The sequence below is a fragment of the Anaerolinea thermolimosa genome (assembly GCF_001050195.2).
Lineage (GTDB): Bacteria > Chloroflexota > Anaerolineae > Anaerolineales > Anaerolineaceae > Anaerolinea > Anaerolinea thermolimosa.
In genome coordinates this window covers 384,367-411,064 of sequence record NZ_DF967966.1, presented here as the reverse complement: position 1 = coordinate 411,064, position 26,698 = coordinate 384,367, and the positions used below count along the sequence as shown (strand labels likewise).

25 protein-coding genes are annotated in these 26,698 nt (G+C 57.5%); 16 read left to right on the top strand and 9 right to left on the bottom strand.

All coding sequences use genetic code 11. The annotated features are described in order from the left end of the window. Positions 1-578: 578 nt before the first annotated feature. The 9 genes from ATHL_RS19425 to ATHL_RS17245 form a co-directional block, all read right to left on the bottom strand. On the bottom strand, positions 579-1,166 hold the full coding sequence (locus tag ATHL_RS19425) for a hypothetical protein (RefSeq protein WP_236822417.1): 588 nt from the start codon (positions 1,164-1,166) through the stop codon (positions 579-581). Positions 1,167-1,236: 70 nt separating this feature from the next. After that, positions 1,237-2,610 (bottom strand): NAD(P)/FAD-dependent oxidoreductase, encoded by a 1,374-nt coding sequence (locus ATHL_RS17280; RefSeq protein ID WP_062196312.1) that lies wholly within the window; start codon positions 2,608-2,610, stop codon positions 1,237-1,239. Between the two features lie 19 nt (positions 2,611-2,629). Then, the gene (wecB, locus tag ATHL_RS17275) at positions 2,630-3,715 is read right to left on the bottom strand and encodes a non-hydrolyzing UDP-N-acetylglucosamine 2-epimerase (RefSeq protein WP_062196310.1); all 1,086 of its coding nucleotides are present in this window, start codon (positions 3,713-3,715) and stop codon (positions 2,630-2,632) included. Positions 3,716-3,748: 33 nt separating this feature from the next. Further along, on the bottom strand, positions 3,749-4,486 hold the full coding sequence (locus tag ATHL_RS17270) for a glycosyltransferase family 2 protein (RefSeq protein WP_084001696.1): 738 nt from the start codon (positions 4,484-4,486) through the stop codon (positions 3,749-3,751). Between the two features lie 90 nt (positions 4,487-4,576). Further along, positions 4,577-5,656: a DegT/DnrJ/EryC1/StrS family aminotransferase gene (locus tag ATHL_RS17265; RefSeq protein ID WP_062196307.1), complete on the bottom strand. Its 1,080-nt coding sequence runs from the start codon at positions 5,654-5,656 to the stop codon at positions 4,577-4,579. Next, positions 5,653-6,258 carry an acyltransferase gene (locus ATHL_RS17260; RefSeq protein ID WP_062196342.1) on the bottom strand — a complete coding sequence of 202 codons (606 nt, stop codon included), beginning with the start codon at positions 6,256-6,258 and terminating at the stop codon, positions 5,653-5,655. The genes ATHL_RS17265 and ATHL_RS17260 overlap by 4 nt, the downstream gene beginning before the upstream one ends. A 40-nt stretch (positions 6,259-6,298) precedes the next feature. Next, on the bottom strand, positions 6,299-7,969 hold the full coding sequence (locus ATHL_RS17255) for a B12-binding domain-containing radical SAM protein (protein ID WP_062196305.1): 1,671 nt from the start codon (positions 7,967-7,969) through the stop codon (positions 6,299-6,301). Between the two features lie 36 nt (positions 7,970-8,005). After that, on the bottom strand, positions 8,006-9,211 hold the full coding sequence (locus ATHL_RS17250; RefSeq protein ID WP_062196303.1) for a glycosyltransferase family 2 protein: 1,206 nt from the start codon (positions 9,209-9,211) through the stop codon (positions 8,006-8,008). Beyond that, the gene (locus ATHL_RS17245) at positions 9,208-9,954 is read right to left on the bottom strand and encodes an acyltransferase (protein WP_272897359.1); all 747 of its coding nucleotides are present in this window, start codon (positions 9,952-9,954) and stop codon (positions 9,208-9,210) included. Before ATHL_RS17245 ends, ATHL_RS17250 begins: the two co-directional genes overlap by 4 nt. 109 nt (positions 9,955-10,063) lie before the next feature. Between ATHL_RS17245 and ATHL_RS17240 the strand changes: the two genes are divergently transcribed. From ATHL_RS17240 to cmr6, 16 genes are all read left to right on the top strand, one after another. Then, on the top strand, positions 10,064-10,249 hold the full coding sequence (locus ATHL_RS17240) for a hypothetical protein (RefSeq protein WP_062196299.1): 186 nt from the start codon (positions 10,064-10,066) through the stop codon (positions 10,247-10,249). Between the two features lie 598 nt (positions 10,250-10,847). Continuing rightward, a complete protein-coding gene (locus ATHL_RS17235) occupies positions 10,848-12,089 on the top strand; it encodes a glycosyltransferase family 4 protein (RefSeq protein ID WP_062196297.1) in 1,242 nt (413 codons plus the stop codon). Then, positions 12,061-12,783 (top strand): response regulator transcription factor, encoded by a 723-nt coding sequence (locus ATHL_RS17230; protein ID WP_062196296.1) that lies wholly within the window; start codon positions 12,061-12,063, stop codon positions 12,781-12,783. The genes ATHL_RS17235 and ATHL_RS17230 overlap by 29 nt, the downstream gene beginning before the upstream one ends. A 4-nt stretch (positions 12,784-12,787) precedes the next feature. Continuing rightward, positions 12,788-14,542 carry a HAMP domain-containing sensor histidine kinase gene (locus ATHL_RS17225; RefSeq protein WP_062196294.1) on the top strand — a complete coding sequence of 585 codons (1,755 nt, stop codon included), beginning with the start codon at positions 12,788-12,790 and terminating at the stop codon, positions 14,540-14,542. Positions 14,543-14,723: 181 nt separating this feature from the next. Beyond that, complete coding sequence (locus ATHL_RS17220; protein ID WP_062196292.1) at positions 14,724-15,812, top strand: PstS family phosphate ABC transporter substrate-binding protein; 1,089 nt, start codon at positions 14,724-14,726, stop codon at positions 15,810-15,812. A 92-nt stretch (positions 15,813-15,904) separates the two neighbouring features. Then, a complete protein-coding gene (pstC, locus tag ATHL_RS17215) occupies positions 15,905-16,858 on the top strand; it encodes a phosphate ABC transporter permease subunit PstC (RefSeq protein WP_062196340.1) in 954 nt (317 codons plus the stop codon). Next, entirely contained in the window at positions 16,855-18,090 is a 1,236-nt protein-coding gene (gene pstA / locus ATHL_RS17210) for a phosphate ABC transporter permease PstA (RefSeq protein WP_062196290.1), read from the top strand. The genes pstC and pstA overlap by 4 nt, the downstream gene beginning before the upstream one ends. After that, on the top strand, positions 18,087-18,869 hold the full coding sequence (pstB, locus tag ATHL_RS17205) for a phosphate ABC transporter ATP-binding protein PstB (RefSeq protein WP_062196288.1): 783 nt from the start codon (positions 18,087-18,089) through the stop codon (positions 18,867-18,869). The genes pstA and pstB overlap by 4 nt, the downstream gene beginning before the upstream one ends. 26 nt (positions 18,870-18,895) lie before the next feature. Further along, positions 18,896-19,576: a phosphate signaling complex protein PhoU gene (phoU, locus tag ATHL_RS17200; protein WP_062196286.1), complete on the top strand. Its 681-nt coding sequence runs from the start codon at positions 18,896-18,898 to the stop codon at positions 19,574-19,576. A 144-nt stretch (positions 19,577-19,720) separates the two neighbouring features. Further along, entirely contained in the window at positions 19,721-20,578 is an 858-nt protein-coding gene (locus ATHL_RS17195) for a CRISPR-associated ring nuclease (RefSeq protein ID WP_062196284.1), read from the top strand. Positions 20,579-20,673: 95 nt separating this feature from the next. Next, positions 20,674-21,603 (top strand): type III-B CRISPR module RAMP protein Cmr1, encoded by a 930-nt coding sequence (gene cmr1 / locus ATHL_RS17190; RefSeq protein WP_062196282.1) that lies wholly within the window; start codon positions 20,674-20,676, stop codon positions 21,601-21,603. Next, entirely contained in the window at positions 21,600-23,348 is a 1,749-nt protein-coding gene (gene cas10, locus ATHL_RS17185; RefSeq protein ID WP_062196281.1) for a type III-B CRISPR-associated protein Cas10/Cmr2, read from the top strand. The genes cmr1 and cas10 overlap by 4 nt, the downstream gene beginning before the upstream one ends. Further along, a complete protein-coding gene (cmr3, locus tag ATHL_RS17180) occupies positions 23,345-24,424 on the top strand; it encodes a type III-B CRISPR module-associated protein Cmr3 (protein ID WP_062196279.1) in 1,080 nt (359 codons plus the stop codon). Before cas10 ends, cmr3 begins: the two co-directional genes overlap by 4 nt. A gap of 28 nt (positions 24,425-24,452) precedes the next feature. Continuing rightward, entirely contained in the window at positions 24,453-25,358 is a 906-nt protein-coding gene (cmr4, locus tag ATHL_RS17175) for a type III-B CRISPR module RAMP protein Cmr4 (protein ID WP_062196277.1), read from the top strand. Positions 25,359-25,362: 4 nt separating this feature from the next. Further along, entirely contained in the window at positions 25,363-25,752 is a 390-nt protein-coding gene (cmr5, locus tag ATHL_RS17170; RefSeq protein ID WP_062196275.1) for a type III-B CRISPR module-associated protein Cmr5, read from the top strand. Between the two features lie 3 nt (positions 25,753-25,755). Continuing rightward, positions 25,756-26,697 carry a type III-B CRISPR module RAMP protein Cmr6 gene (gene cmr6, locus ATHL_RS17165; protein WP_062196274.1) on the top strand — a complete coding sequence of 314 codons (942 nt, stop codon included), beginning with the start codon at positions 25,756-25,758 and terminating at the stop codon, positions 26,695-26,697. The last annotated feature ends 1 nt before the right edge of the window (position 26,698 follow it).

The following is a 26,698-nucleotide window of genomic DNA, read 5'->3' as shown; positions in this document are numbered from 1 at the left end:
CGGTATAACCCTTCCAGGCCACCTGATGATTGCGCACCGTGCGCGATTTGGGACTGCTGAAGGTGCTGCCGAACCAGCTGTTGAAGACTGCATACCCCTGGTCAATGTTCGTAATACCCACATCAGGTTTACTTGCATAAGGGTGAATGCCAAACTCGTGCCCCTGCGCCCGCCAGGCCTGCACGTTGGCATTCGTTGGCTCACCCGCCTGGACGAGGTAAAAGGTCATCCTGGCCCCATAAGCGTTCAGGCTGTTGATTTCCTGCTGATAATACGCCGTGGGGTTGGCATGAGCATCGCCAGTTAAAACCAGCATCGTGCGGGTGCTCCCCGGAAAATACCATAATTGCGGCAGGGGCTGGTTGGCCAGCTGGCGCACCAGCCGCGAAAACAGGCGCATCTGCTCATCCGCCTGTGGCACAGGCACCCGATCAAGATTGACCCACGGGATCCTGGTGGTGTGGTCACCCGACCATTTCCAGAAGAGTTCAAAAGCACGCACCACACCGTCGCCATCCACATCGATACCGGCATTGGCCGGGTCCCCTTGCCGGGTGAGGACGATATTCTTTCCCAGGTCATACAGAAAGGCCACCGCCCTGCCACTGCCAGCCAGGTTTCCCACCACTGCCGGGTAGGAAGTGGAAGCCGTCGCATCGGAATAGAGGCTCGCCAGTTTGACCCCGCCAGCGAGTGCGTATTGATCGGTCAGGCCGTGAATTTGCAGAGTCTGGGTAGTCAGCCCGGCACCAGGGGTGCTTCCGTCGAAGGCAGCCGTGCCAGAGATTTTCAGATACCCATCCAAAAGCCCCCCCTGCACTCGCCCCTAACCCGAAGAGATCAGCCAGTTGTGCATCAGGGCACACAGCCAGCAGCCGCCCACCGCCGTTCACGTAAGCACGCAGGTCAGCCGCCTGACTCGAAGTGAGGCTTCCCGGCCCAAGAATAACCACCCTGTACTGCGCCAGAAGAGAAGCATTCATCGCACTGAGGACAACCTGATCGAAGAGATTCAACCCCTCAGCACGTAAAATCTCCCCCAGGGTTGCCCCATACCCACCGTTGGTGATGAGCAACACCGGGGCAGAAGTGGCCTGGGCGCGTGACCCCGAAAGGCAAAACATCGCCGAGAAGACCAGCACCAGAAAAGCGCCAGCCACGGTCATTACGCCTTTTCTGCGCCTGTCTGCCTGTTTTTGCCACCGGTAATGGGTATGAAGGTTCAATGCCACCCGTTTAAGAGAAGGTTGCTTCCCGCGCAGGGAGCTGTTGCAGATCCTGAAGCACCACCCGGGCCGAATCGAAAGCGTGACGGCTGACGGATTCACCGTTGGTCAGCGCGGGGTAAATTTGCGCGGTGGTCGAAAGGTACAGATTCTCCACCGGGGTCTTCACTGCCGGGATCAAATGAGTTTGATGGATGTAGTGCAACGGCTCCACATAACGTTCGCGATGAATCAAAAAGTACCGCACCTGACTCTCGTCAAAGTCAGGGAACATGCGCTTCAAATGCATCATCCACATGGCGCGAATTTCTTCATCGCTCATGCGCTGCAGAGGGCTGCCCGGCGCGGTGTACTTGGGTAAATACACCAGGTGATGCCCCCCCACATAAGACGGGTCGATATAAGTGGTGGTTTCGATCACGCCGGTGAAGGGCACGCTGTCGTCCGTGATGTTGAGCGTCCAGTATCCCGAAAGCGGGCGATCCAGCACCAGCAGGGGGCAGACAATGCCAATGTAATCCGTCTGGGAAAGAAAATCGTGATAGGCTTGTGGGGCGCCGGGGATCAACTTTTGAAAAACAGGGGTTTGCAGGGTGACGACAACCCGGTCGAAGGGTGCTTCCCGGTCTCCCAGCCGAATGCCCGCCGCCCGTCCCTCACGGATGACCACCTCCTGCACCGGCGTCGAAAGATGGATCTCTCCCCCCGCCGCAATAATTTTCTCCGCCATGGCCTGCATCAAGGTGGGATACCCGCCGATGAGATGCCCCGCTTCTTCTTTCTGGCTGGCCCCACTGCGGGTAGACTTCACCCTGACCAGGCGTGACCAGATGTAAGTGGCGGGTGTCTTCTCAAAGCCGCCATCGAACTTGGCCTTGAGCATGGGGCGCCAGATGTTCTGGTAAGTGTTGCGCCCGCTCAGGCCGATGAGCCAGTCTTCCACCCCCACGCGCTCCAGCTTCATCCAGTCGCGGATGAGCTGTGCCGCCACCACGGTTATCCCCAGTCTGAACCGGTCAACCCAGCCCAGCGGTGGAAAGCGTAAAAAATCCACGATGTTGTTCATCGGGTAGATGGCGCCCTGATGATAAAACCCCATACGCGTTTCTTTAAAGCGCAACCGGTCAGCAATGCCCAGCTCTTCACACAACTGGCGCAGGTGACGATCGCTGGAAAGAATGGCGTGATAAAAGCGATCTACCGCCGTCCCATCCGGGAGATGAATTGGCCCGGCCAGCCCCCCCAGCACGGGTGAGGCCTCAAAAATTTCCACCTGCACCCCCGCCCTGGAAAGGTAGTACCCCAGGCTGATGCCCATAATGCCCCCGCCGATGATAGCCACGCGGGGATGGGTTGAAGAAGAATTGTCAAATGAACCATTCATCGCTGTTGATGAAATACCTCTAAAAAGCTTTACCTGCATTATCCGGCGTCGACCAGGCATCAATGTGCCGGGCAATGGCTTCACTGGCATGGCCATCGCCAAAAATGGGGGGGCGTTCGGCAGGTGGGGCGAAGGTGTGCCATGCCTGAAGAATTTTTTCCGGGTCCGCTCCCACCAGGCAATTCCAGCCCACCTCCACGGTTTCAACCCATTCGGTTTCATCCCGCAGGGTAAGACACGGCACCCCCAGAAAATACGCCTCACGCTGCACACCACCCGAGTCAGTGGCAATGAGGCGGGCGTTTTCTTCGAGCATCATCATATCCAGATACCCCACCGGTTCAATCAACCGCACATGCCGCTTAAACTGAATGCCCGCAGACTCGATTGCCCTGCGCGTGCGGGGATGAACCGGGAAGATCACATTCTCTTCCACCGCGTTCAACGCCCGGGCAATCCCCCCCAGGCGCTCCGGGTCATCGGTGTTGGCGGCGCGGTGTACGGTAACCAGCGCATAAGAGCGGGGCGATAACCCTAAATCTCTTAAGGCCGTCGAACGCTCACGCGCCAGCAGGCGGTTGGTCAGCATGGCATCGAGCATCACATCACCTACCCAGTGCACCCGGGTGTGAATGCCCTCCGCCGCCAGATGCCTCACCGCCTTCTGGCTGACGCAGAAGAACAGGTCGGCCAGCCGGTCGGCCACCAGGCGGTTGATCTCTTCAGGCATGCGCCGATCAAAGCTCCGTTCACCGGCTTCAATATGCGCCACCGGGATATGCAACTTACTGGCGGCCAGGGCCCCCGCCAGGGTGGAATTGGTATCACCGCGCACGATGACCAGGTCGGGCTTTTCCCGAAGCATCACCTCTTCCATGCGGATGAGGATTTCTCCCGTCTGGCGGGCGTGGCTCCCGGAACCAACCTCCAGGTTATAGTCGGGCGTCGGGATGCCCAGTTCATCAAAAAACGTTTGCGACATGCGGTAATCGTAGTGCTGGCCGGTGTGCACCAGCACTTCGTGATGCCTCTGCCGCAAAGCACGGCTGACAGGGGCGGCCTGGATAAACTCAGGCCGTGCACCAACCACAGAAAGAATTTTCATAGAGGTCTATCACCAGAGAAAGGCTTCAGAGAGTCAGGCCAGCGCAACCAGGCGCAGACGGTGAAGGAACACCCGCCATTGAAAGCGTAAGTGCGCCAGGATGGTGCGTATCAGCTTGGCTTTTGAAGTGCCGTACTGACGGGCGTAGAGCACCGCAGGGAATTCAGCCACCCGGTAACCCTTGAGCATGGCTTTCACCATCAATTCCGTGCCTGCCAGAAAACCATTCGACTGGAAGGAAACCGTGTCAATCACCTTCCGCCGGTATGCCCTGAAGAGGCAGGTATAGGTGTGCACCTTCCAGTTCACCAGCACCCGGTACAGGAAGGAAGCACCCTGACTGAGAACCAGACGATAGCGTGGCACACCGGCCACCCCGCCCTGCGGGTGATACGGGGAGGCCGTGACCAGATCTACCCCGGGGGTCAGGCAGGCCAGCAGTGCAGGGATGGTCGAAAAGCGGTACGTACCATCACTGTCGGTGGTCACGATCAGGTCACCACTCACGGCGGCAAAACCGGTACGCAACGCCGCTCCCAGCCCCCGGTTGACCTCATGCTGCAGAAAAACAAAATGCACCCCGGGAAGGTTTAAATCTCCAAAGGTTTGATGGAGCAGGGGCCAGGTGGCATCGGTACTGCCATCGTCCACAAAGATGGTTTCCACTTCATCACCCTGGCTGAGGTTCATCAATACCGGCAGCAGTTCGGTCTTCAGTTTGGCAATATTTTCTTCTTCGTTGTAACAAGGAATGACGATGGAAATGTTCATCTGTGTCGTGATTCTTTCTATCCTGCCGGGTGCCCTGCCCATCAGATCGCTGAGGGCGCCCCGCGAAATAACATCCCCGGCGGAGAAGCGTCAGCTTTTCACGGCTCCGGTTACCGCCGCTATGATCTCATCCAGTTCAGCACGGGTGAGCGCCGGATGCACCGGTAATGACAGCACTTCCGCGCTGGCGGCTTCAGAAACAGGCAGTTTCTCCTGGTACCCCATCTGCCGGTAGAGAGGCTGTTGATGAATGGGGATGGGGTAATACACCCCCACTCCAATCCCCCGCGCCGAAAGCTGTTCGAGCAACGCATCGCGTTGAGCCGCCCGCAGGGTGTACTGATGAAAAACATGCTCACCACCGGGGCGCACCCGCGGGGGCTGAATTCCGGGCAGGTCTTCCAGGCCAGAGGTGAGGTAGGCGGCGTTCTCCTGCCGCTTCCGGTTCCATCCATCGAGCTTGGGTAGTTGCGCCAGCCCAATGGCAGCCTGCAGATCGGTCATGCGGAAGTTAAACCCCAGCGACTCATGCAGGTAACGGCGTGGGCTGCCATGATTGCGGATGAGCCGGGCCCTTTCTGCCACCCCCTCATCGTTGGTGGTAATCATACCGCCCTCGATGGTGGTCATGTTCTTGGTGGGATAAAACGAATAACACGCGGTTCCCCACGCGCCGACCATTTTGCCGTTCAGCCGGGCCCCATGTGACTGGCATGCGTCTTCGATAATCGCCAGGTTGTGTCTGGCGGCAATCGCCGAAAGGGCTTCCATATCCGCCGCCTGCCCGAAAAGGTGCACGGGGATAATCGCCCGGGTGCGAGGGGTGATGCGCCGCTCCACATCCACCGGGTCGAGGGTGTAATATTCCGGCTCGATATCCGCAAAGACGGGGGTTGCTCCGGCATACAAAATGCAATTGGCCGACGCAATAAAACTGAAGGGTGTGGTGATGACTTCATCCCCCTGGCCAATGCCGTGGGCAAGCAAAGCCACGTGCAGGGCGGTCGTCCCGGAAGACGTGGCCACGGCATATTTCACGCCACACCATGCGGCAAAGCGTTCCTCAAATTCTTTCACTTTGGGGCCCTGCGCCAGCTGCCCTGATTCGAGCACCTGCAACACCGCCTGTTTTTCTTCTTCGCCAATCTGAGGCTTGGAAATGCTGATCATGGGGTTAATTCCTCTGGATGAAAAGTCCACTGACAGACACTGCAAAAATAACCGTTCCCCTGGGGGGTCATGCGGCGCCCGCACCGGCAGGCATACCCCACCAGCCGGGCCGGAACCCCCACCACCAGGCCGTGATCGGGGACAGAACGAGTGACCACCGCCCCCGCCGCCACCAGTGCAAAACGCCCGATGGTCACGTTCGGGAGCACGATCGCCCCACTGCCAATCGAGGCCCCGTAGCATACCCGGGTTGGCCCCACCTCCCAGTCGTCGGCCCCTTTGAGGGTGCCATCCGGGTTGATCGCCCGTGGGTAGACGTCATTGGTGAAAACCGCCCGCGGGCCAATGAACACCCCGTCTTCCACCGTCAGGCCATGATAGAGGTAAGCGCCGTTCTGAATTTTGACGTTGTTTCCCACCCGCACATCAAAATCGATGTACACATCTTTACCAACGATACAATTTTCACCCAGCTCGGCCCCTTCGCGGATCTGCACATAATGCCAGATACGGCTGCCGGCGCCAATCTTTGCCGCCGGTGAGACCTCTGCTGTGGCATGAATGCGCGCCGGTGGCTTTTCTTGTAATGGTTCTGTGTTCACAGGTTTCCCTCCCCAGGTTTTAATGATACCTCTATTTTCCTCAATCGCCTCCGCTCGTGCCGATCCCTTCATCCGAAGACTGCCACAGAAGCGTCTGGAAACCCACACTCAGGGCATTGGTGAAGGTGGCCGGGTCAGAAAACAGCATCTTCAGGTAAGTGAGCATCGGCCCGGGGCGCAGCGCCCACTCACGGAAGGCCCGCTTTTGCCAGTAGAGCAGCCGTTCGGCGGGCAGGCCGGGGTAATCCAGCACGGTGCCCTTGTCCATGTCCACCTGCTCCCAGCGCGTGCCGGGACGGAACCAGCCTTCCCTGACTACCTCGAAGAAGAACGGCGTGCCTGGATAGGGCGCGGCCACATGGAAGAGGGCAATATCCAGCGGCAGTTTCTTGGCAAAATTGATCGTCTGCCGGATGGTCTCTTCAGTTTCGGTGGGCAACCCGATAATGAAATATCCCCAGTTTTTAATCCCGGCTTTGTGAGCCCAGCGCAGAGCGCGCTCGGCTTTGTCAGGATAGGCACCTTTATGAGCATGGCGCAGTACCTGTTCATTTCCACTTTCGATGCCCCACGAGATGAGCCAGCAGCCTGCCTTTCCCATGAGAGAGAGCATTTCCTCGTCAACGTAATCCACGCGGCTGTTGCACGTCCAGCGGATCTTCAGGTTTTCGTCGATGATCCGCCTGCATAACTCCACCACCTGGTCGCGGCTGACGGTGAAAAGATCTGCATACATGTGGATGTTGTTAATGCCCAGCTTCTTGAGCACCCACAGCTCTTCCATGATTTTTTCAGGGGAGCGTAACCGCACCGTGTACTGATAGGAAACGTGCTTGATACAATAAATGCAGCCTGCCGGGCAACCCCTGCTGGTGACAATAAAGGTGAACGGCCCCTTAATCCAGGGCATGCGGTATTTCATCAGGGGGAGCTGATCGTGCAGTGGGATGGGAAGATCATTGAGATCTTTGATGAACGGGCGCTGGCGGTTGACCACAATCTCATCTCCGCGCCGCCAGGCCAGCCCGGCGATCCCCGCCAGATCCACACTGCCATCTTCCCGCAACGCAGGACGATAATTGGGATCGTGCTCATCAATCATTTTTTGCACCAGCGGCGGGCGTTGATCGATCTTCCCCTCCAGGTGATCGAGCAGGTCGCGAATGGTCAGGTCGGGTTCACCCACCAGACCAAAATCCAGCGCCGGATAAGCCCGCATGGTCTCCACAGGGATCGGCGTAATGTGCGTACCGAAAACGATCGTCTTCGCCCCACGCGCCTTGGCCAGGAAAACCCCGTACATATCGTTCTCAAGCGTGGGCGCGGTGAGCTGTGACATGTAATACTTAGGCTGATATTTATCCAGCATGCGGGTAAACTCCGGCCAGGAAATGCGTTCAGCATTGGCATCAATAATCTTGAAGGTGTACGTAGGGTGAAGAATGGCCGCCATCTGCGCCAGAGAAACCTGCGGCCAGACCATGTTCTCACGTGTACGCCGCCCCACGCGGTGCTGAGTGCGAATCCACAATCCACCATCGGGCGTGGGTGGGTTCACCAGTAAGATATCCACCGCATCTGGCGAGCGGGGCTTGTTGAGCATAGCTTGGCGCACAGCTTCATCGGCATTGGGGAAGCGCGCCATGCGCAATTCCGGAATGCGTGAAGTGCCCAGATTAATCTTTCGAATATCATTCTGTTGTTCGTCCATCTCAATACCTCCTTGGACTGACTACCTAACCGATAATTAATGCAGATGCGCCGAATGCATATCCCGTTCGGCCTGGGCTTCACGCTGGCTGAGGTCTTCCAGCACACGCATCACGATCCACGAGATCACCAGTTGAATGCCGATAAGGATAAAAAAGGCGCTTCCGAGCAGGTAGAGCCATAGCCGGTTGAAATCCCAACCGCTTACGCCCAGCGCAATGCTGACAATCCCGATGAGCAGACCAATCAGAAAACTCACCGTGCCCATCCACCCGAACTGCCGGTCAAGGGGCGGGTTGAAGATCGGCTTGCCGAACAGCCCCTGCCGGATGGGGCGTTTATAAAACAACGACACCAGGTAATTGAAAGTCGTCCCCAGTGAGAAGATGGTAATCCCGGCCACTCCCGAAACCAGTGCCCAGTAGAGAGCCGCAATGGCCCAGGGGCCGAGGGTGGTCACCCCCTGAAGGCGGGCAAGCAGCAATGCCAGCCCCACCAGCAGCGCATACCCCACCCCGCCCAGGCCGATCAGACCGAGGATGCGCACCGGGTTGTAGGAAAGGGCCGTCCAGAGAATGGACTGCAAGAAAACCGCCCCATCACGCACCACACTCAGTTTAGAACGCCCCACGCGCTCAGAATACGGGATGGGCACCTCAACCACCTTGATGCCCTCATGGATGGCGCGCGTGCTCATCACCGGCGTGAGGTTCAGGCCATCGGGAAGGGGATAGAGGCGTTCCAGAATTTCTCGCCAGAACACCCGCATCCCGCTGGCACTATCGGTCACCCTTTGCCGCCCGACCAGTGAAAGCAGGTTGGCAAAGAAGAAGTTCCCAATCCGGCGTGTCAGGGGCATCTGGCTTTTCTCACCGGCCATGCGCGAACCAATCACCAGTTCGCCTCCATTCAGGGCCGCCTGGCATAACTGCGGGAAGAATTCCGGCGGATATGTCCCATCAGCGTCCAGGAATCCGATTAATTCACCGGTGGCCTGTGCGAACCCGTTTTTCAGCGCTCCCCCGTACCCGCGGTTCCGGGCATGACGGATCAACCGCACCCCCGGAATCTGGCTGACGATCTCGGCAGTGCGGTCTTTCGAACCATCATCTACCACCAGCAGTTCCATCCGGTCTACACCCACCTTCACCAGTTCCGGCTCGATAGCCAGCACCCGGTGGACGATTTCTGCAATGCCACCCTCCTCATTGTATGCCGGGATCACAACCGACAGCGTGGTCATCCATTAACCTCCGTTGGATCAAAATAAACAGGAACATCCCGGGGAACCGGGTGTGTACCATCAATGGTACGAAGGGGCCGCGCTGGAACCCCTCCCACCACCGTATGAGGTGGCACGTCATGCGTCACCACGGCTCCCGCGGCCACCACTGCACCTTTTCCCACCCTGACTCCATCCGTAATGATAGCTCCTGCCCCCAGCCAGACGTCATCTTCAATGACGATGCCCTGCGCGGTGATCCCCTGGTGGATAAAAGGGCGGTTCGGGTCATCGAAAACATGATTGACGGCGATGATTTGCGTGAACGGCGAGGTATACACCCGGTCACCGATCTCGACCCCTCCCTGCCCGCGAATGACGCTGTACTCCCCAATCAGGCTATCTGCCCCGATGCGAATTCCGGAATGCGGCATATTCCGGAAGTTATACACGTGCAGCACAGCGCCGTGCATGACGATCGTGCGCGGCCCAATCTCAATGCCTCGCGGGCAGGCGTGCAGGTAAACGCCCTGGTCGAGATACACCCCGTGCCCCAGCCGGATATTCCCGGCAAAGCGCAGGCGCACCCGACTTTCAATGGCTGCCAGGCCGTCCATTCGCAGGATCAGGCGGTACAGCACTCCGCGCAGGGCAATTCCCACCAAACCCGGTACCCAACCTGCCAGCCCCATCACCCCCTGCTCGAGCAAATATCGCCCCGGGGAAGAAGCCTGGCGGTTGAGGTACAGTTGCAGACTTTTCAAAACAGAAGAACGCTTTGCAGGCGCCACCATGAGGAAATTCACAGCTCAACCGTGCTCCGCCCTTCCGACATTCCCGCACAGGGAAGCGGCTGGGCTGAGTAGAAAAGAGATGGAGGCGATCCTGAAAAGTGCGGCGGCTTCGCAGGATGCCATTGTGCAAACCCGGCAGGGCGGTTTAAATTTCCACCGCCCATCTCACCCGATCTCGATTGCTCTTTCCAAAGCCGGACAGGTTTTGATTGCCGCTCCTGTCCTTCTGACTCTCTCACCAGGTCAGGCTTTTACCGCCCGGTGAAACCAACCCCAGCACCAACTCACACCAGTCACCACCAGAGGCCAATAAACAGATATGAATTTCACAAAAAATATCTTAATAGCCCCTGAACTTTTGCTTCCCTCTCATTTAGGGGAAAGCAAATCACGTACTGTATTGCTTGTTTATCGTATTTCTTTGCCCGTCTGACGAATGGTTTCTCGCCCCAATTTCGTCTCCGACCATATTAACAAAGAAGCGAAACAGACAGACTCGTCGGTTTCGCTACTGGCTCCCCGGATACCTTTGCGCACTACGCGCTAAGCGACCAACTTGAGTATCCGGTTCATGGCTCCCGAAAGGTTATTTTCCTGAATAACCTGGAAAGTTGATCTTGGCAGTTCAACTTTCCGACTTGAGTCTAACAAATTCGATCTCTTGAGTCAAGTAACGATTGCGTTGCAATGTTAACAAATGGTTTGAATTTGGTTACAATTTGGATTGCAAAATACCTGATTTCTTCTGCATCCTCCCCGAAAAGGGAAAATCGGACGAAAAGAATTAAAAATCATCCTTTTTCCAGGGATGATCCAGCCGCGAGGAATGAATCCGCACACCTTCACTCTGGTAAAATGTTAACATGCATATTCTCCTGATTCATCAGGCCTTTGCCTCTTTGAATGAAGCTGGCGGGACGCGTCACCATGAACTGGCCCGCTATCTGGTCAGCCGCGGCCATCGGGTCACCATCATCGCCAGCCCGGTCAATTATCTGAGCGGTCAAAGAGGCACACACACCGCCTGGGTGGAACGGCAGGAAGACCCTCCCGGCATCACACTCTTGCGCACCTACACCTACCCCGCTCTGCACCGCAGTTTTTTTCATCGGGTTTTGAGTTTTCTCAGTTTCATGGTCTCATCCTTTTTCGTCGGGCTGGGGGTGCGTGAGGTCGACCTGGTGTGGGGCACTTCTCCACCCATCTTCCAGGCAGTCACAGGCTGGATGCTGGCCCGCCTCAAGGGAGTGCCTTTCCTGCTTGAAATCCGCGACCTCTGGCCAGCGTTTGCCATAGCTGTAGGGGTGCTGCGCAACCCGCTGTTGATTCGCGCATCGCTCTGGCTGGAAAGCTTCCTCTACCGGCACGCCGACCGGGTCATGGTCAATTCGCCTGGTTTCATCGAGCACGTTACGCAACGCGGCGCCCGCCAGGTAGAACTGGTACCCAACGGCGCCGACCCCCTCATGTTCTCGCCGGACGGGCACGGCGAAGCTTTCCGCAGGGCTCATGGCCTCAACGGTCAGTTTGTGGTGCTCTATGCCGGCGCCCATGGGCTTTCGAACGATCTGGGGGTGGTGCTGGAAGCCGCCAGTTATCTGCAAGACGAGCCTTCCATTACATTCCTTCTCGTGGGAGACGGCAAAGAAAAGCCCCACCTGCAGGCCCACGCCGAGGCTCTGCGCCTGACTAACCTGCGCTTCCTCCCGCCCGTTCCCAAAGCCAGCATGGGTGAGGTCATGGCCGCCGCCGATGCCTGCCTGGCCATCCTCAAACCCATCGCGCTTTACCGCACCACCTACCCCAACAAAGTCTTTGATTACATGGCCGCTGGCAGGCCGGTGATCCTGGCCATTGATGGAGTCATCCGGCAGGTGGTGGAAGAGGCCCGGGCCGGCCTGTTTGTCCCGCCGGGCAACCCCCGTGCCCTGGCCGAGGCGGTGCGGACCTTGGCATCAGACCCTCAGGCCGCGCGTCAGATGGGAGCATGTGGACGGCAATATATCGAGACTCATTTCAACCGCCAGCGTCTGGCCGAACAATTAAACAGCCTTCTGGTAGAAATGCGAGGTTCCCATGGCCGAGAAAATTCTCGTCGTCGATGATGAAATTGCGTTGCAGGAGACCCTGGCTTACAACCTGCGCCGCGAGGGATATGAGGTGCTCACTACCGGCGATGGAAAAACCGCCCTCGAGCTGGCACACACCTTTAAACCCAATTTAATCCTCCTGGACGTCATGTTGCCCGGCATCGATGGCTTTGAACTGTGCCGGATTCTGCGTCAGGACATGAAAACTCCTGTGCTCATGCTCACCGCACGCGACGATGAAATTGATCGCGTTGTCGGGCTGGAGGTGGGAGCCGATGATTACATGACCAAACCCTTCTCCATGCGCGAATTAATGGCCCGGGTGAAAGCCATGCTGCGCCGGGTGAGGATGATCCGTGAAGAAGTAACCTCTCAGGTGCAGGCCAGCAGTGAGAGTGAAACCCTGCCCCTGGTATTCACCTTTGGCAACCTGTCGATCGATCCTTCACGGCGCGAAGCCCGCCTGAACGGTCAGGTAATCGCGCTCAAGCCCAAAGAATTCGAGCTCCTCCTCTTCCTCGCCCAGCACCGGGGGCAGGTACTCTCACGGGAGCACATTCTTCAACAGGTCTGGGACTGGGATTACTACGGAGACAGCCGCACGGTTGATGTGCACATTCGCTGGTTGAGGGAAAAGATCGAAGAAGACCCCTCCCGCCCTGTGCGGATCATCACCGTGCGCGGCGCGGGCTATCGCTTTGAGGGGTAGGCTCATGCGCCACAGCCTGTTATGGCGGATTCTTACCCCGTTTATCCTGCTCCTTCTGGTCACACTGGGGTTGCTTTCCATCTACCTTACCGGTTTCCTGCGTGAGAATTACCTGGCCCAGACGAAATCCAGCCTCCTCTCAGAGGCGCGCCTGCTGCGCACCACACTGGCGCCTCTCCTCGAGGTCAACCCGCACGACCCGGCCATCAACGAACTCACACATCGTTCTGCACTCCTTCTCAATACGCGGGTCACCATCATCCTTGCCGACGGACAGGTTGTGGGCGAATCCGAACGGCCCCTCAGCGAAATGGAAAACCATTTCGATCGCCCTGAAGTACAGCAAGCCCTGCTTGGCCGTGAAGCCACTGAAATCCGCCACAGCAACACCCTGAACACCGACTTGCTTTACGCCGCCGTTCCGGTTGAAAAGAACGGCCAGGTGATCGCCATTGTCCGCCTGGCCGCGCCCCTCACCTATATCCAGGATAGCATCCGGGCACTGGTACGTTCGGTCTTCATTGCCTCGCTGATTGCCGCCCTGGTCGCCGCCCTGATGGCCGTGCTCATCACCCGTTCCACACTGCGCCCGCTTGGGGCGCTTAACCAGGCCGTAACCCAATTAAGCACGGGCATCCTTCCTGAAATTGACGAGACTTCTCAAAAAGATGAGCTGAGCCGCCTGCAAAATGCCTTTCGCGGCATGTCCACCGAATTACAGCGCAGGCTCACCGAACTCGCCGCGGAGCGCGAGAAGCTGGAAGCCGTGTTAAGGAATATGACCGACGCAATCGTCATCGTGGACCGGGAGGGCATCGTGCAGCGGCTCAACCCCGCCGCCGCACGCATGTTTAACATCGCCATCGAGCAGGCGCCCGGGCGTTCTCTCACTGAAATCGTTCGTCAGCACCAGTTTGTGGAACTGTGGCAGGCCTGCCGGCAACAGGAAAGCCCTCAATCCCTCTCGCTGGAGGTGGCCGGTGAACACCTCTTTATCCAGGCCGTCGCCACCCCGCTGGGGCAGGAAATGGAAGGGGCGGTGGTCATGGTCTTCCAGGATCTCACCCGCCTGCGCCGGTTGGAGAACATCCGGCGCGATTTTGTGAGCAACATCTCCCACGAATTACGCACCCCTCTGGCCTCACTCAAAGCCCTCGCCGAAACGCTCAATGCCGGTGCCCTTGAAGACCCCCCCGCTGCCCGGCGCTTCCTGCGGCAAATGGAGACGGAAATCGATAACCTCACCCAGCTGGTGCAGGAGCTGCTGGAGCTTTCGCGCATTGAATCGGGGCGGGCCCCGCTGGATGTGCACGAGATCGACCCCCTGGCTTTCCTGCGCCAGGCTACCGAGCGCATGCAGGTGCAGGCCGAACGTGCCGGCCTCACCCTGCAGCTGGACTGCCCCACCCCCCTGCCTGCGGTGCGCGCCGATCCTGGCCGAATCCAGCAGGTGCTCATGAACCTGATCCACAACGCCATCAAATTCACCCCTCCGGGGGGTACCATCACCGTCACTGCCAGGCCTTTCGGGCGTGAGCTGATCATCTCAGTGCAGGATACCGGCGTGGGCATTTCTCCCGAAGATCTGCCGCGCATTTTCGAACGCTTTTACAAAGGTGATCGCTCCCGTTCAGGCGGCGGAACGGGGCTTGGCCTTTCCATCGCCCGGCATCTGGTAGAGGCCCACGGTGGACGCATCTGGGCAACCAGCCAGTTGAATCAGGGTAGCACCTTCTCGTTCACCCTCCCCCTCGCCTGAGTTTCCTCATCTTCCCCTTCCTCCCTCCGGGCTGTTTGAACCTCCCGGAGGTTTTGGAATTTTAAAAACCCTTATTCGGATGTTTACATCGCATTAACCACCCCTTTTTCGTCCATTAAAGTCTGTCAGATAAACTCAGATTGCTCAATTTAATTCTTACTTTTTATGAAGGAGAAGAACCATGTTCCGTCGATCCATTCAGGTTAGCATCACTGCGCTGGTTGCGTTTGGAACCCTGCTGGCCGCCTGCGCTCCCATGGCAGCGTCCACCGCCACCCAGGCTCAACCCACCGCCACGATGGTTGAGGCAACCGCAACCCTCCCCCAGCCCACCGAAACTCAGGCCCAGCCTGCACCCACCCAGCCCGAACCTACCGCTGACCCTTATGACCCGGCCAGTCTCACAGGCGATATTTATACCGCAGGGTCTTCTACCGTAGGGCCACTTACGGAAGCGATCATTGAAGAATTCGTCGCCGATGGCTTCAAAGGCCAGGTTAAAAACGATATTATCGGCAGTGGCGCTGGCTTCGAACGGTTCTGCAAGAGCGGCGAGACGGATATCTCCAACGCCTCTCGCCCCATCAAGGATAGTGAGGTGGAGAATTGTCAGAAACTCAACCCGCCCCGAAACCCCATTGGCTTCCATGTCGGCATCGACGCGCTCACCGTGGTGGTCAACCCCCAGAACGACTTCGTCACCAACATCACCATGGAAGAGCTTACCAAACTCTTTACTACCGCCGAAAAATGGTCCGACGTCAACCCCGCCTGGCCGGCTGAACCCATTCTGCGCTACACCCCCGGCACCGACTCTGGCACCTTTGACTTCTTCGTTGAAACTGTCATCCAGAAACCCCTCAAACTGGAGAGCCTGGAGGATGCCAAGAAACTGGCGCTGGATGCGAAAAACCTCAACCTTTCAGAAGATGATAATGTCCTCGTCCAGGGCGTAGAAGGCAACAAATATGCCATCGGGTACTTTGGCTTTGCGTACTACAAAGGCGAAGGCTCTAACCTCAAAGCTCTCTCCATCAATGGGGTCAAACCCGATGAAAAAACCGCCGAAGACGGCAGCTACCCGCTCTCGCGCCCCCTCTTCATCTACTCCGACGCTGGCATCATGAAAGCCAAACCCCAGGTGGCCGCCTTCATTCGCTACTACCTTGAAAATGTCAACAGTGTGATCAGCAAAGTTGGCTACTTCCCCGTGAGCCAGGAAACAGCCGACAAAAACATGCAGCTCTGGGAAGAGGCCATGAAACCGTAAGCTTACCCTGCGAACGCTTCCCGGCTGATTTCCCCTTCTCCCACCTTCTTGAGAGGAGAAGGGGAACATGTCTCAAAATGGAAGGGAAACTCATGCAAAAAGAACTGATCACCCATCCTCCCCTGGCCGATGCCGGATCCATTCGAGCGATCCATCTCAAGAAAAAACCGCGTCTCGGAGAAATGTTCATCCAGGGGTTCCTTTTTTTCTGCGGGGCAGTATCAATTCTCACCACCCTGGGAATCATCTACGAGCTTGGCAAAGAATCGCTCCTCTTTTTCCAGATGCCCGGGGTGACGCTGATCGAATTCTTCACCAGAACCGAGTGGCAGCCCACCATCGGGAAGTTCGGCGTGCTTCCGCTTGTCACAGCCACCCTGATGACTACCTTTTTTGCCATGCTGGTAGCCCTTCCTCTTGGGCTGAGCGCCGCCATTTACCTCAGTGAATATGCCTCACCCCGCGCGCGGAGTATCCTCAAACCCATTCTCGAAATTCTGGCCGGTGTGCCCACCGTGGTTTACGGGTACTTTGCCCTCACCACCATGACGCCTTTCCTGCGCCTGCTTTTTGGCGACCAGGTGCAGGTCTATAACACCCTCTCCGCCGGCCTGGTGATGGGAATTATGATTCTCCCGCTGGTTTGCTCCATGAGCGAAGATGCCCTTTCGGCAGTCCCCCAGTCTCTGCGCGAGGCGGCCTACGGGCTGGGCGGCACCCGCCTTGAAACCGCTCTTCAGGTGGTGGTGCCCGCCGCACTTTCGGGCATCATTGCCGCCTTTATTCTTGCCATTTCACGCGCCATCGGCGAAACGATGATCGTGGCTCTGGCCGCTGGTGCTGGCCCCAACTTCACCTTTAACCCCTTCCTCTCCGCCGAAACCCTCACCGGATACATCGCGCGTATCTCCGGTGGAGATGTGGCCTATGACACCCCCGACTATAACAGCATTTTCGCCATCGGTCTGCTTCTCTTCGGGGCCACCCTGCTTTTGAACATCCTCAGCCGACGGCTGGTGGCGCGCTTCCGGGAGGTCTACGAATGAACAACATCTTCACCTCCCCCCGTTCGATCCTGGCCGCACGCCATGCCCGGGGCAAGTTCTGGCGCGGTGTCTTTTTTAGCTCTACCCTCATCGGGCTGATCGCACTCGCCGCCCTGATTTTGACCATCCTCAACCGCGCCGCAGGGCTGGTGGTGATCACCGATGCAGTTGACCGCAACTCACTTGCCGGACGCCCCCTCACTGAACTGACCCGCCCGGAATTGGTCACCATCCTCCAGGATCACCTTACCCGCACCCGTCTGCGCACCCTGGAGCGGAACAATGGCCCCCTCGATTCCCTGGATGAAGAAACCCTGATCAACCTGGTGATGGAGCAGGTGGTCAAACCGACCATTCGAAAGAGCTACACCCTGGCAGAAACACTCTTCCAGCGCGCAGCCATCGAGCAAGAAATTGCGGCCATGCGCGCTGAAACCCCCAACCTGCAGGTAGAGTTTCGTTCGTGGCTCAATCCGGGGTTTCTCACCCGCAGTATGTCGGCCACGCCCGAACTGGCCGGGGTGCGCACGGCCGTGCTCGGTTCGCTGTGGATCATTGCCATCACCATCCTGGTCGCCTTCCCCATCGGGGTGGGAGCCGCCATTTACCTGGAAGAATACGCTTCTGAGAACCGCGTCAACCGCATCATTCAGACCAATATCGATAACCTGGCCGGAGTGCCTTCTATTGTATACGGGATTCTGGGGCTGGCCATCTTCGTGCGCACCCTTTCTCACCTGACCAGCGGCGCTGTATTCGGCATCCAGGGAAGCAACGGGCGTACCATCCTCTCTGCCGGTCTTACCATGGCTCTGCTCATCCTGCCCATCCTCATCATTAATGCCCAGGAAGCCATCCGCGCCGTGCCCGCCTCTTTACGGCAGGCCAGTTATGGGCTTGGGGCTACCCGCTGGCAAACAATCTGGCACCATGTACTCCCCAATGCCCTGCCCGGCATCCTCACCGGCACCATTCTGGCCATCTCCCGCGCTCTCGGAGAGACGGCCCCCCTCATCCTGGTGGGCGCCTCCAGCCTGATCAATAAAGATCCCACCGGGGTTTTCTCATTTTTCACCGCATTACCGATCCAGATTTATAATTGGACTGCACGGCCACAACCCGAGTTCCGCAACATTGCCGCCGCTGCCATTCTCGTGCTACTGGTCGTCCTTTTGTCCCTCAATTCTGTGGCCATTGTGCTGCGCAACCGTTTGAGCAAGCGAGGAACATGACTCACGAAACCAACAACCACTACGCCATTGAAACCAGGGGCGTGAATCTCTATTACGGCAACTTCCGCGCCGTGAAGGACGTCGATTTGCAGATCGTCCCCCAGAAGATCACCGCGATCATCGGGCCTTCCGGCTGCGGGAAGAGCACCGTACTGCGGTCATTCAACCGCATGAACGACTTTGTCCCTTCCTTCCGCATGGAAGGGGAGATCCTCTTCCATGGGCAAAATATCTATGCTGAGGACGTCGACCCGGTGATGGTGCGTCAGCGCATCGGGATGGTCTTTCAAAAGCCCAATCCCTTCCCCAAGTCGATCTATGAAAATGTGGCCTGGGGAGCGCGCATCAACGGCTACAAGGGGAACCTCGATGAACTGGTGGAGCAAACCCTGCGCGATGCCGCGCTCTGGGATGAAGTGAAAGACAACCTCAAGAAAAGCGGCCTTTCGCTTTCAGGGGGGCAACAGCAACGCCTGTGTATTGCGCGGGCGCTGGCCGTCAAACCGGAAATCATTCTCATGGATGAGCCCTGCTCGGCGCTCGACCCCATTGCCACGTTAAAGATCGAAGAACTGATGCGTGAACTCTCGCGTCAGTACACGATCATTATCGTCACCCACAACATGCAACAGGCCGCCCGCGCCTCCGATTACACGGCCTTCTTTACCATGGATGATGATCGCGCTGGCCTCATGGTAGAATATGGGGAAACCCACCAGATTTTCACCAATCCGCGTGATCAACGTACCGAAGATTACATCACCGGCAGATTCGGTTAACCGGCAAGAAGGGAAAGAGGTATTCGATGCCCCGCGAAACACTCGACCGCCAGATTCATCAGCTTCAGGATGAAGTTTTGCTGCTCGGCAGCATGGTGGAGCAGGCCCTGCTGAACGCAGTGGACACCCTGAAACGCCGGGATATTTCTGCCGCGCAGAAGATCTTCGCCAACGATATCGCCATTAACGAAAAGCGCTACGCCCTGGAGAATGCGCTCATCATTATCATCGCCACCCAGCAGCCTATGGCGCGTGATTTACGCCTGCTCGCCTCGGTGCTGGAAACGATCATTGAACTGGAACGCATCGGCGATTATGCCAAGGGCATTGCCAAGGTGGTAATACGCTTGGGCGACAGCACCCTGCCCATGCCCATGCGTGAATTCAGCCAGATGGCAGAGCAGGCTGCCAGTATGCTTCACCGCGCCCTCAGTGCCTTCATTAATGAAGATGCCGCAAAGGCTCGTGAAATCGTCCTGGAGGATGACCAGGTCGATGAACTGTACAATAAGGCCTATCGCGCGATTGTCACCACCATGATTGCCAACCCCGAAATTATTGACGACGCCAATCTGCTGGTCTGGGTGGCACACAACCTGGAGCGCGCCGCCGACCGGGTGACCAACATTTGCGAGCGAACGGTATACATTGCCACCGGCGAGCTCTTCGAACTGGATACCGATGATAGCGAAGAAACCGCCTACTGATGCCAGACGGACCGGCTCCCACGGGAGCCGGTTTTTTTACCCCTTTTTCAGGAGTGTTTTTCAAAACTCATATTAGAATTAGCATAGACGGATGCGACCAACAGGATTGGGAAAAAATAAGACCGGTCGTATCGCGCCCTTTATATGAATGAATTATTGATTGCCACATTGGGCACCGAACCGCAGGGTGTCACATGGATGCTGGACTGGTTGTTGCAACAGGGCTTTGCCATTGATGAAGTTCTCGTTTTGCACACCTCAGCCAGCGTGGTAGAAGCCGCTCTGCAAAAACTGAAACAGGAATTTCCGGCCTATTACCCGTCCATTCGTTTCCGTCACGAAGTCATTCGCGGCACCGAAGGCCCTATCGAAGACCTGGCCTCAGAAAAAGATACCTGGGCATTCCTCCAGTCCATATACCGGGCCATCCGCCGGGCGCGCCAGATGGGGCAAAAAGTGCATTTAAGCCTGACCGGTGGACGCAAAACCATGGCGGTGTATGCCATGGTGGCGGCTCAATTGCTCTTTGGAGAACAGGATCGTGCCTGGCACATGATCTCCGAGGTGCCCTGGGCGGGCACGGAGCGGCGTATGCACGCTACCCCGCCAGACCGTTACCAGGTGGTGGCAGTACCGGTGGTGCGCTGGAGCGATGCCGCAACCGTGCAGGTCTTACTCGCCGAGGTGGATGATCCCTGGGAAGCCCTGCGCCGTCAGCAGGAGTTCACCCTGCACGAGGTGATACGGCGGCGGCGGGAGTTCTGGGAGCACCACCTGTCGCCTGCGCTGCGCGGGGTGGCGGAACTGCTGGTGCGTGAAGGCCTGGACAATGCCGCCATCGCCCGCCGGCTGGGGAAAAGTGAACATACGATTGCCAATCAGCTGACCAGGATTTACCGGGCCTTCGAAGATTGGAAGGGCACGCACGGGGTCGCAGGGGGTGCCAGCCGGGCTGCCTTTATTGCCGAGTTTGCCTCCCTGTTCGGGCAGGAACCGGAATAGGAAGAAGTTCCTATCGAGAATGGGAACCGTCTGTGACGACAGGCGAAAAAAAAGAAGGTATCTTCAAAACCGCGCCAAGAAGGAAAGGAGAGACTATGTTCAACTGGAAACAACAGGTGAGCGTGCAACTGGAAACGGTGACCCCCCTCTTTCTGGGAGGGGTCGATCCGCGAGGCGAGCCTGAACTGCGCCCCCCGGCATTCCGCGGCGCCATGCGCTACTGGTTCCGCGCCGCTCTCGGCGGGGTGATTGGGGATCAAAATTTACCCGGGCTGAGGAAACTGGAGCGGGAAGTGTTTGGGGATGCGGAGTACGGCTCGCCCATTGCCATTCAGGTACAGCAGAAGCCGCTTCTATCCGATCCACACCCTATTCTGCCCCATAAAACGCCTTCAGGAAGTCGCCGCGCTTTCAAACCCAAACAGCAATTTGAGGTGATCTTGAGCACCACGCGCCCGGTAGACCTTCTGGTGTGGGTGAATGCCTGTATGGCGTTCAACCTTGCCGTCTGGTTGGGAGGTTTGGGACTGCGTTCCAGGAGAGGCGCAGGGAGTTTGCAAGTGATCAAGAGCACTGACCCTTCGTTAATTCCTGTGTTCCCGGATAATCCGGATATGTTCCCAAAACGTATCGATAAAATTTTGCGTTCGGCAGTTGGTATGGGGAAAAAATTAGCAGAACAATTACAACAACCTGTAGTTTCTTTACCAACCATTCCAACCGCTTTTCCCTGTGCTGCACAGGGTGCAGAAATCCGCTTTGTTAAGGATTGGGCCAGGACATCTCAGGAAGCGCTGACGATGGTCATGCGTAATATGCCCAAAGCCGATTATCTGGGTGGTATCTCTCCCCGCCAGGGGTCGCCCCTGTGGGTGAATATCTTCTATGCTTCTCAGGCCTACCATCTGCTGCTCACCGTCTTACCCTCCCGGCTGATCTCTGGCAGGCACAATTATCAAAGTGTGTTGAATGTGCTTCAGTCTTTCGGCGGGCAGAAGATCGAAATAAAGGGGTGGAACCAATGACCAAAGCCGTGTTAATTTTCACCTTTTCGCCGGTGCAGTCCTTCATTGCCGAGGCGCGGCGCAGTGAAGACCTGTTCAACGGGAGCGCCATCCTCTCCCGGCTGGCTCAGGCAGCGGGAAAGGCGATTCAAACCGCGGGAGAACTGATTTACCCCGCCCAACTGCAGGAGAACGACACCCCTAACGTGCTGGTCGCCCGTGTGTCCCAAGAGCAGGCACCGGAAATTGCCCAAAAGGCGCGGCAAGCCTTACTGAAGGAATGGCAGGAGATTGCTGAAAAAGCCCGCGCCGAAGCCTACCTCGAAGAGGATGACCTTTGGAAGCGCATCTGGAAGCGCCAGGTTGTGGAGGCACCGCCCTGGCAAATTTTCTGGGCGGTGGCGCCGGAAACTGAGAACTATGCTCAGGCTTATGAGGCCGCCCGCGATATGCTGGAGCGCGCCAAGCGCAGTCGTCTCTTCGACCAGAGCGAAGAAGAAGGGGAAAAGGACAGCTTGAGCGGCGCGCGCACCGCCCTGCGCACCCAGAAATATGCGACCGCCCGCAAGTACTGGGAAGCCATGTCCAGGAAGCCGCACATCTTATCTTCCCAGGTGCGCCCCGAAGGACGGGAACTGCTCGACAGCATCGCCCTGGTCAAGCGTTTCTGGGAGGTCGGAGATCGTGAATTCCCCTCTACCAGCACCGTGGCGGCGTGGGATTTTTATCTGGAAGCGCAGAAAAAAGCCCAAGATGAGTTGAGCCGCTACCGCCAGGCCCTGGAGAAACTGCCGCTTTACAGGGCCCGCAAGCAGGATGCAGTTTTTCCCTACGACGGAGACCTCTTCTTCGAAGAGACTCTCACCCGCCAGCGCATGAAGGACAGCTATAACGTTGAGAAGGTGGATGAGGCCGCACTTCAGCAGGTGCGCGGCACACTCAAGAGCCTGATCCAAAAAACCAGAAAATCCCCCTCGCCCTACTACATGCTGATTCAGTTCGACGGCGACGGTGTGGGTGCGAAAATCGATCATCTTTTAGAGAATAAGGAGAAGGCAGAGGCAAATCACCGCTGTTTCAGCGAGAACATCGCCAGGTTTTCCAATCAGGTGCGCAAGGTCGTGAAACCAGAGGCGGGTGGTTTCCTCATCTACAACGGCGGGGATGACGTGCTCTTCCTGGCTTCCCGTGAAAAAGGCCTGGAACTTGCCCGAAAGCTGGCGGAGGAATATCAGAACACGGTGGGAAAGGATTTGGGTATTCTGGCAACCGCATCAGCCGGGGTGGTAATTGCACACCATCTCACCCCGCTTGCCCGGGCGCTAAGCCTGCTGCACGAAGCTGAAAAAAGCGCTAAATTGGGCAAAAAGGATGACCTGGGTAACAAGGGAATGGTGTGCGTCACGCTTGCCAAACGCGGCGGTGAGGCGCTCTCTGCTCTCAGCCCCTGGGAGCATGTGGCACAGGTAGCAGAGTGGGTGCAGGCTTTCCAAAACGATGAAGTTGCCGCGGTCTTCCCTTATTTGCTGGCGCGCGAAACTGCCATGCTTCAGGACCTGAAACAGGAAGTCAAGACAAGCATATTGCAGTATCTATTCAATCGCCACACGGGGGAGAAGGTCTCAAAGGATCGCAAAGACGCATTGCTGGGTACGTTGACTGAATGGCACAAAGCCATTAAGGAGAAAACTGGAGTATCCGCAATGGGTGAAATTGCACGCTGGTTGATCATCGCCCGGTTCCTTGCTTCTGGAGGTGCAGAATGAGTATCCTGTTCATGGAAGCCGAAGATGTCCTGCTGTTTCGCGACGGCCGTCCCTTCAATGCTGAGAGTGATCATGAGGCGCGCAGCCTCTTTCCGCCACCTCCCTCGGTGATCCAGGGTGTAATTCGCTCACATTATCTGACTCACAGGAAGATCCCTCTGGATGATCCTGAAGCCATTCGCCAGCTGGTCGGTGATTCGGCCAATTCCAAAGGGTTGCGTTTGCGCGGGCCTTTCCTTGCCCGCCGCGAGAACGGCAGGGTCATACGCTACTTTGCCACCCCGGCAGACGCCTACCCGGCCGATGCTGAAGCCAGCCAGGTGGTGCCCATGAAAGTGGTGCCAAACCCGGGCGGGTGCGTGTGGAAGGAAGAAACCCTGCCCTGCCTGCTGGAGAAACCCAACAGGATCATCACCAAAAACGCTCCAGGGGCGTTTCTCAGTGAAAAGACGTTGAAATCTTATCTGGAGCAGGGCGCGCTGGTTACGCCGGTCAAAGCCGCTGAGCTTTTCGTCACTGAGCGGCGGTTGGGCATTCAGCTCGATGCCCAACGCCGATCCACCGTTGAGGGGATGCTCTACGAGGTGGAATATATCCGCCTGGTTGAGGATGCCGGCCTGGTGGTGGAAATCACAGAGGGATATGCGGATTTCCCCCCGCAGGGCATCATGCGTGCCGGTGGCGAAGGCCGCGCTCTGCGTTACACCACCCTGAAGGATGGAGAACTCTCTTCATTGTCATGGGGATACACCGGTGAACTGCCACGCTTCTTCAAAGTGTATTTCGCCACCCCGGCGTACTTCTCGCAGGGCTGGAAACCGGCTTCGTGGCAGGCTTTCTTCACCGGCGAGGTAAGGTTGGAAGCCGTGGCACTTTCGCGTTATCAAACCCTGGGCGGGTACGACCTGCTCAATCGGAAGCAGAAACCTGCACGGCGCTTCGTCCCTGCAGGGAGTGTGTATTACTTCTCCCATACGGGAGGGGTGCAGTTATCTCAGCAGGCCATCACCGAAGACGGTGCCGCGCTGGGCTTCGGGCAGGTGATGATTGCTTCATGGAAACCGGAACAAGGATAGGAACTTTCGTTTTTGGGAGGAAAAGATCATGTTTAAAGCCAGACGTTTGCTTTTCTTCTATGTCGAAACCCCTCTGCACGTGGGTGCCGGGCGCGCCAGCGCCAATGTAGACCTTCCCATTCAGCGCGAACGGGTAACGCAATACCCCATGGTGCAGGCTTCAAGCCTCAAAGGCGCCCTGCGGGCGGAGTTTCGCCAGGCGCATCAATTAAATGATGATGATGCGCTGGTAGAGGCCATCTTCGGTAAGGCCGGCAGTACCGGCGAAAACTGGGCGGGGGCGATCTCCGCTGGCGACGCACGTATTCTGCTCTTCCCGGTACGTTCGCTGGCAGGGGTCTTTGCCTGGGTAACCAGCCTGCATGCACTGGAGTCCTTCCGCCGTTCTGCTGAACTGGCCGGCCAGTCGGTTAGCTGGAATGTGCCCCAGGGCGGGCCGGAAGGCACCGCCGCCTGGGTGGGAAGCAAATCTCAGGTGGCACCTGAGGGCAAAGTGGTGCTGGAAGAATTCAGTTTCGACGCCCGGCCGAAAAGTGAAGTGGATGCCATTGCCCAGTGGCTGGCGGCAAACGCCCTGCCCCAGGGGACAGCTTTCCAGTACTGGCGCGAGACTTTGCCCGCGCGCCTGTGCATCCTTCACGAAGACGCCTTCCGCGATTTCTGCCTCTACGCCACCGAGGTTCAAACGCACATCCGCATTGACCCCGAGAAGAAAACGGTTGCCGAAGGGGCACTGTGGACGGCGGAAAGCCTGCCTGCCGACAGTCTGCTTTACGCCCCGCTGATGGCCATGGATGTGCGCAACGGCAAAGACCAGATGCCTGCAGACGAAGTGCTGAAGGAATTCGACTTCCTGCAGGATGGGCACGTGCAGTTAGGTGGCGACGAAACCACCGGTCAGGGTTGGGTAGCCGTGAAAGTGTATGGAGGGTGATACCATGGCTGAGACAGTAACTGAACAACGCTCGCTGGAGCAGAAACGCGCCAGTCATGCTTATGATGCGATATCCAGAGCCAGGCAGAAGGGAGTTAAGGACTTGAAGAGCCTTGCCCGCAATGCCCCTGCCAGCATTCAGAGCAACGGCCTGGGGCAAACTTTAGCCTTCTGGAAAGCCAAAAAAGAAGTGCATCATCTGACTTTATACAACGATCTTTCGGGCTGGTTGAAAAAGCAGTTGCACATCGACGAGAACCGCGACCTGCTGGAATGGATTGCCACCACGGCCAGCAGTTTGCACTACCGCCAGGCAACGGCTGAAGCCCTGGCGTACCTCAACTGGTACAAACGCTTTGCCGAGGCTGAACTACCTGATTCTACAAAGGAGTAAGCCATGAGCCCGAATATTCCTCAAAAACATGGCACTCCCCCCAACCGCTCCGGCGGGCAGCAGGGTAAAGGCGGCCCCCCTGCTTCCTCGACAGCACCGGTATATCCGTTGCCGAAAGAGGTGGTGGATGTCTTCACAAAAGTTCCGGCCAGCAACCCCGGGCTGGTCTTCGAACGCTTTGCGCCGGACATGAGTAAAGCCGGAGATAGAGAAAAGTCGGCCTGGCGTGAACAGGCGCTGAAGAAAGCCCGGAGCGCCCCCGACCCGGCCGCGCTCAAAGCAGCTTTTGCCCGCTGGCAGGCCCTGACGCAAGCCTGCCGCGCTCAAACCTTCACCCTCAAGACCGACTGGCGCTTCATCCCCGGGCTGGGACGTAAAACCGCGCTGGAAATTGGCTTTGGCTTTCACCGCTACGGCTTTCCTTACCTGCCTGCCAGCAGTGTCAAGGGCATTGCCCGCACCTGGGCGCTGTTTGAACTGGCTTCACTCCTGTCCCTTAGCGAAGGGAAGTTGAATGACCTTGACCAGACGCTTTCCAGAGAAGATAAAGAGTTTGACAAAGCCTTTGAGCGATTTAAGCCCTCGCCCGAGGCAAAGGAACTGGCAAAGACTATGCGTCTGGTATTTGGCACGCTGGAGCAGGCGGGCGGGGCGGTGTTCTTTGACGCCATCCCCACCTCAGCGTTCCCGCTGGATATCGATATCATGAACCCGCATTACGCTCCCTATTACCAGGGCAAAGACTCCCCCGGCGACTGGCATAACCCCAACCCCATCACCTTCCTGGCGGTGCCCAAAGATAAGGAATTTGCTTTCGCCATGGCATGGCGGCGCGGCGCTTCCCGGGCGGATTTGCTGGAACAGGCCTGTACCTGGTTGAAGAATGGCCTGCGCAACCTGGGCGCCGGTGCCAAGACCAGCGCGGGTTATGGTTATTTCCAATGAG

Coding starts and splice junctions, on each gene's coding strand:
- ATHL_RS17230 (WP_062196296.1), top strand. CDS start 12,061: ATGGCCGAGAAAATTCTCGTCGTCGATGATGAAATTGCGTTGCAGGAG.
- cmr1 (WP_062196282.1), top strand. CDS start 20,674: ATGTTCAACTGGAAACAACAGGTGAGCGTGCAACTGGAAACGGTGACC.
- ATHL_RS17235 (WP_062196297.1), top strand. CDS start 10,848: ATGCATATTCTCCTGATTCATCAGGCCTTTGCCTCTTTGAATGAAGCT.
- cmr6 (WP_062196274.1), top strand. CDS start 25,756: ATGAGCCCGAATATTCCTCAAAAACATGGCACTCCCCCCAACCGCTCC.
- cmr3 (WP_062196279.1), top strand. CDS start 23,345: ATGAGTATCCTGTTCATGGAAGCCGAAGATGTCCTGCTGTTTCGCGAC.
- ATHL_RS17250 (WP_062196303.1), bottom strand. CDS start 9,211: ATGACCACGCTGTCGGTTGTGATCCCGGCATACAATGAGGAGGGTGGC.
- cmr4 (WP_062196277.1), top strand. CDS start 24,453: ATGTTTAAAGCCAGACGTTTGCTTTTCTTCTATGTCGAAACCCCTCTG.
- ATHL_RS17270 (WP_084001696.1), bottom strand. CDS start 4,486: ATGAACATTTCCATCGTCATTCCTTGTTACAACGAAGAAGAAAATATT.
- ATHL_RS17265 (WP_062196307.1), bottom strand. CDS start 5,656: ATGATCAGCATTTCCAAGCCTCAGATTGGCGAAGAAGAAAAACAGGCG.
- ATHL_RS19425 (WP_236822417.1), bottom strand. CDS start 1,166: ATGACCGTGGCTGGCGCTTTTCTGGTGCTGGTCTTCTCGGCGATGTTT.
- cas10 (WP_062196281.1), top strand. CDS start 21,600: ATGACCAAAGCCGTGTTAATTTTCACCTTTTCGCCGGTGCAGTCCTTC.
- ATHL_RS17280 (WP_062196312.1), bottom strand. CDS start 2,610: ATGAATGGTTCATTTGACAATTCTTCTTCAACCCATCCCCGCGTGGCT.
- ATHL_RS17240 (WP_062196299.1), top strand. CDS start 10,064: ATGGAGGCGATCCTGAAAAGTGCGGCGGCTTCGCAGGATGCCATTGTG.
- phoU (WP_062196286.1), top strand. CDS start 18,896: ATGCCCCGCGAAACACTCGACCGCCAGATTCATCAGCTTCAGGATGAA.
- pstA (WP_062196290.1), top strand. CDS start 16,855: ATGAACAACATCTTCACCTCCCCCCGTTCGATCCTGGCCGCACGCCAT.
- ATHL_RS17220 (WP_062196292.1), top strand. CDS start 14,724: ATGTTCCGTCGATCCATTCAGGTTAGCATCACTGCGCTGGTTGCGTTT.
- ATHL_RS17195 (WP_062196284.1), top strand. CDS start 19,721: ATGAATGAATTATTGATTGCCACATTGGGCACCGAACCGCAGGGTGTC.
- ATHL_RS17225 (WP_062196294.1), top strand. CDS start 12,788: ATGCGCCACAGCCTGTTATGGCGGATTCTTACCCCGTTTATCCTGCTC.
- pstB (WP_062196288.1), top strand. CDS start 18,087: ATGACTCACGAAACCAACAACCACTACGCCATTGAAACCAGGGGCGTG.
- pstC (WP_062196340.1), top strand. CDS start 15,905: ATGCAAAAAGAACTGATCACCCATCCTCCCCTGGCCGATGCCGGATCC.
- cmr5 (WP_062196275.1), top strand. CDS start 25,363: ATGGCTGAGACAGTAACTGAACAACGCTCGCTGGAGCAGAAACGCGCC.
- wecB (WP_062196310.1), bottom strand. CDS start 3,715: ATGAAAATTCTTTCTGTGGTTGGTGCACGGCCTGAGTTTATCCAGGCC.
- ATHL_RS17255 (WP_062196305.1), bottom strand. CDS start 7,969: ATGGACGAACAACAGAATGATATTCGAAAGATTAATCTGGGCACTTCA.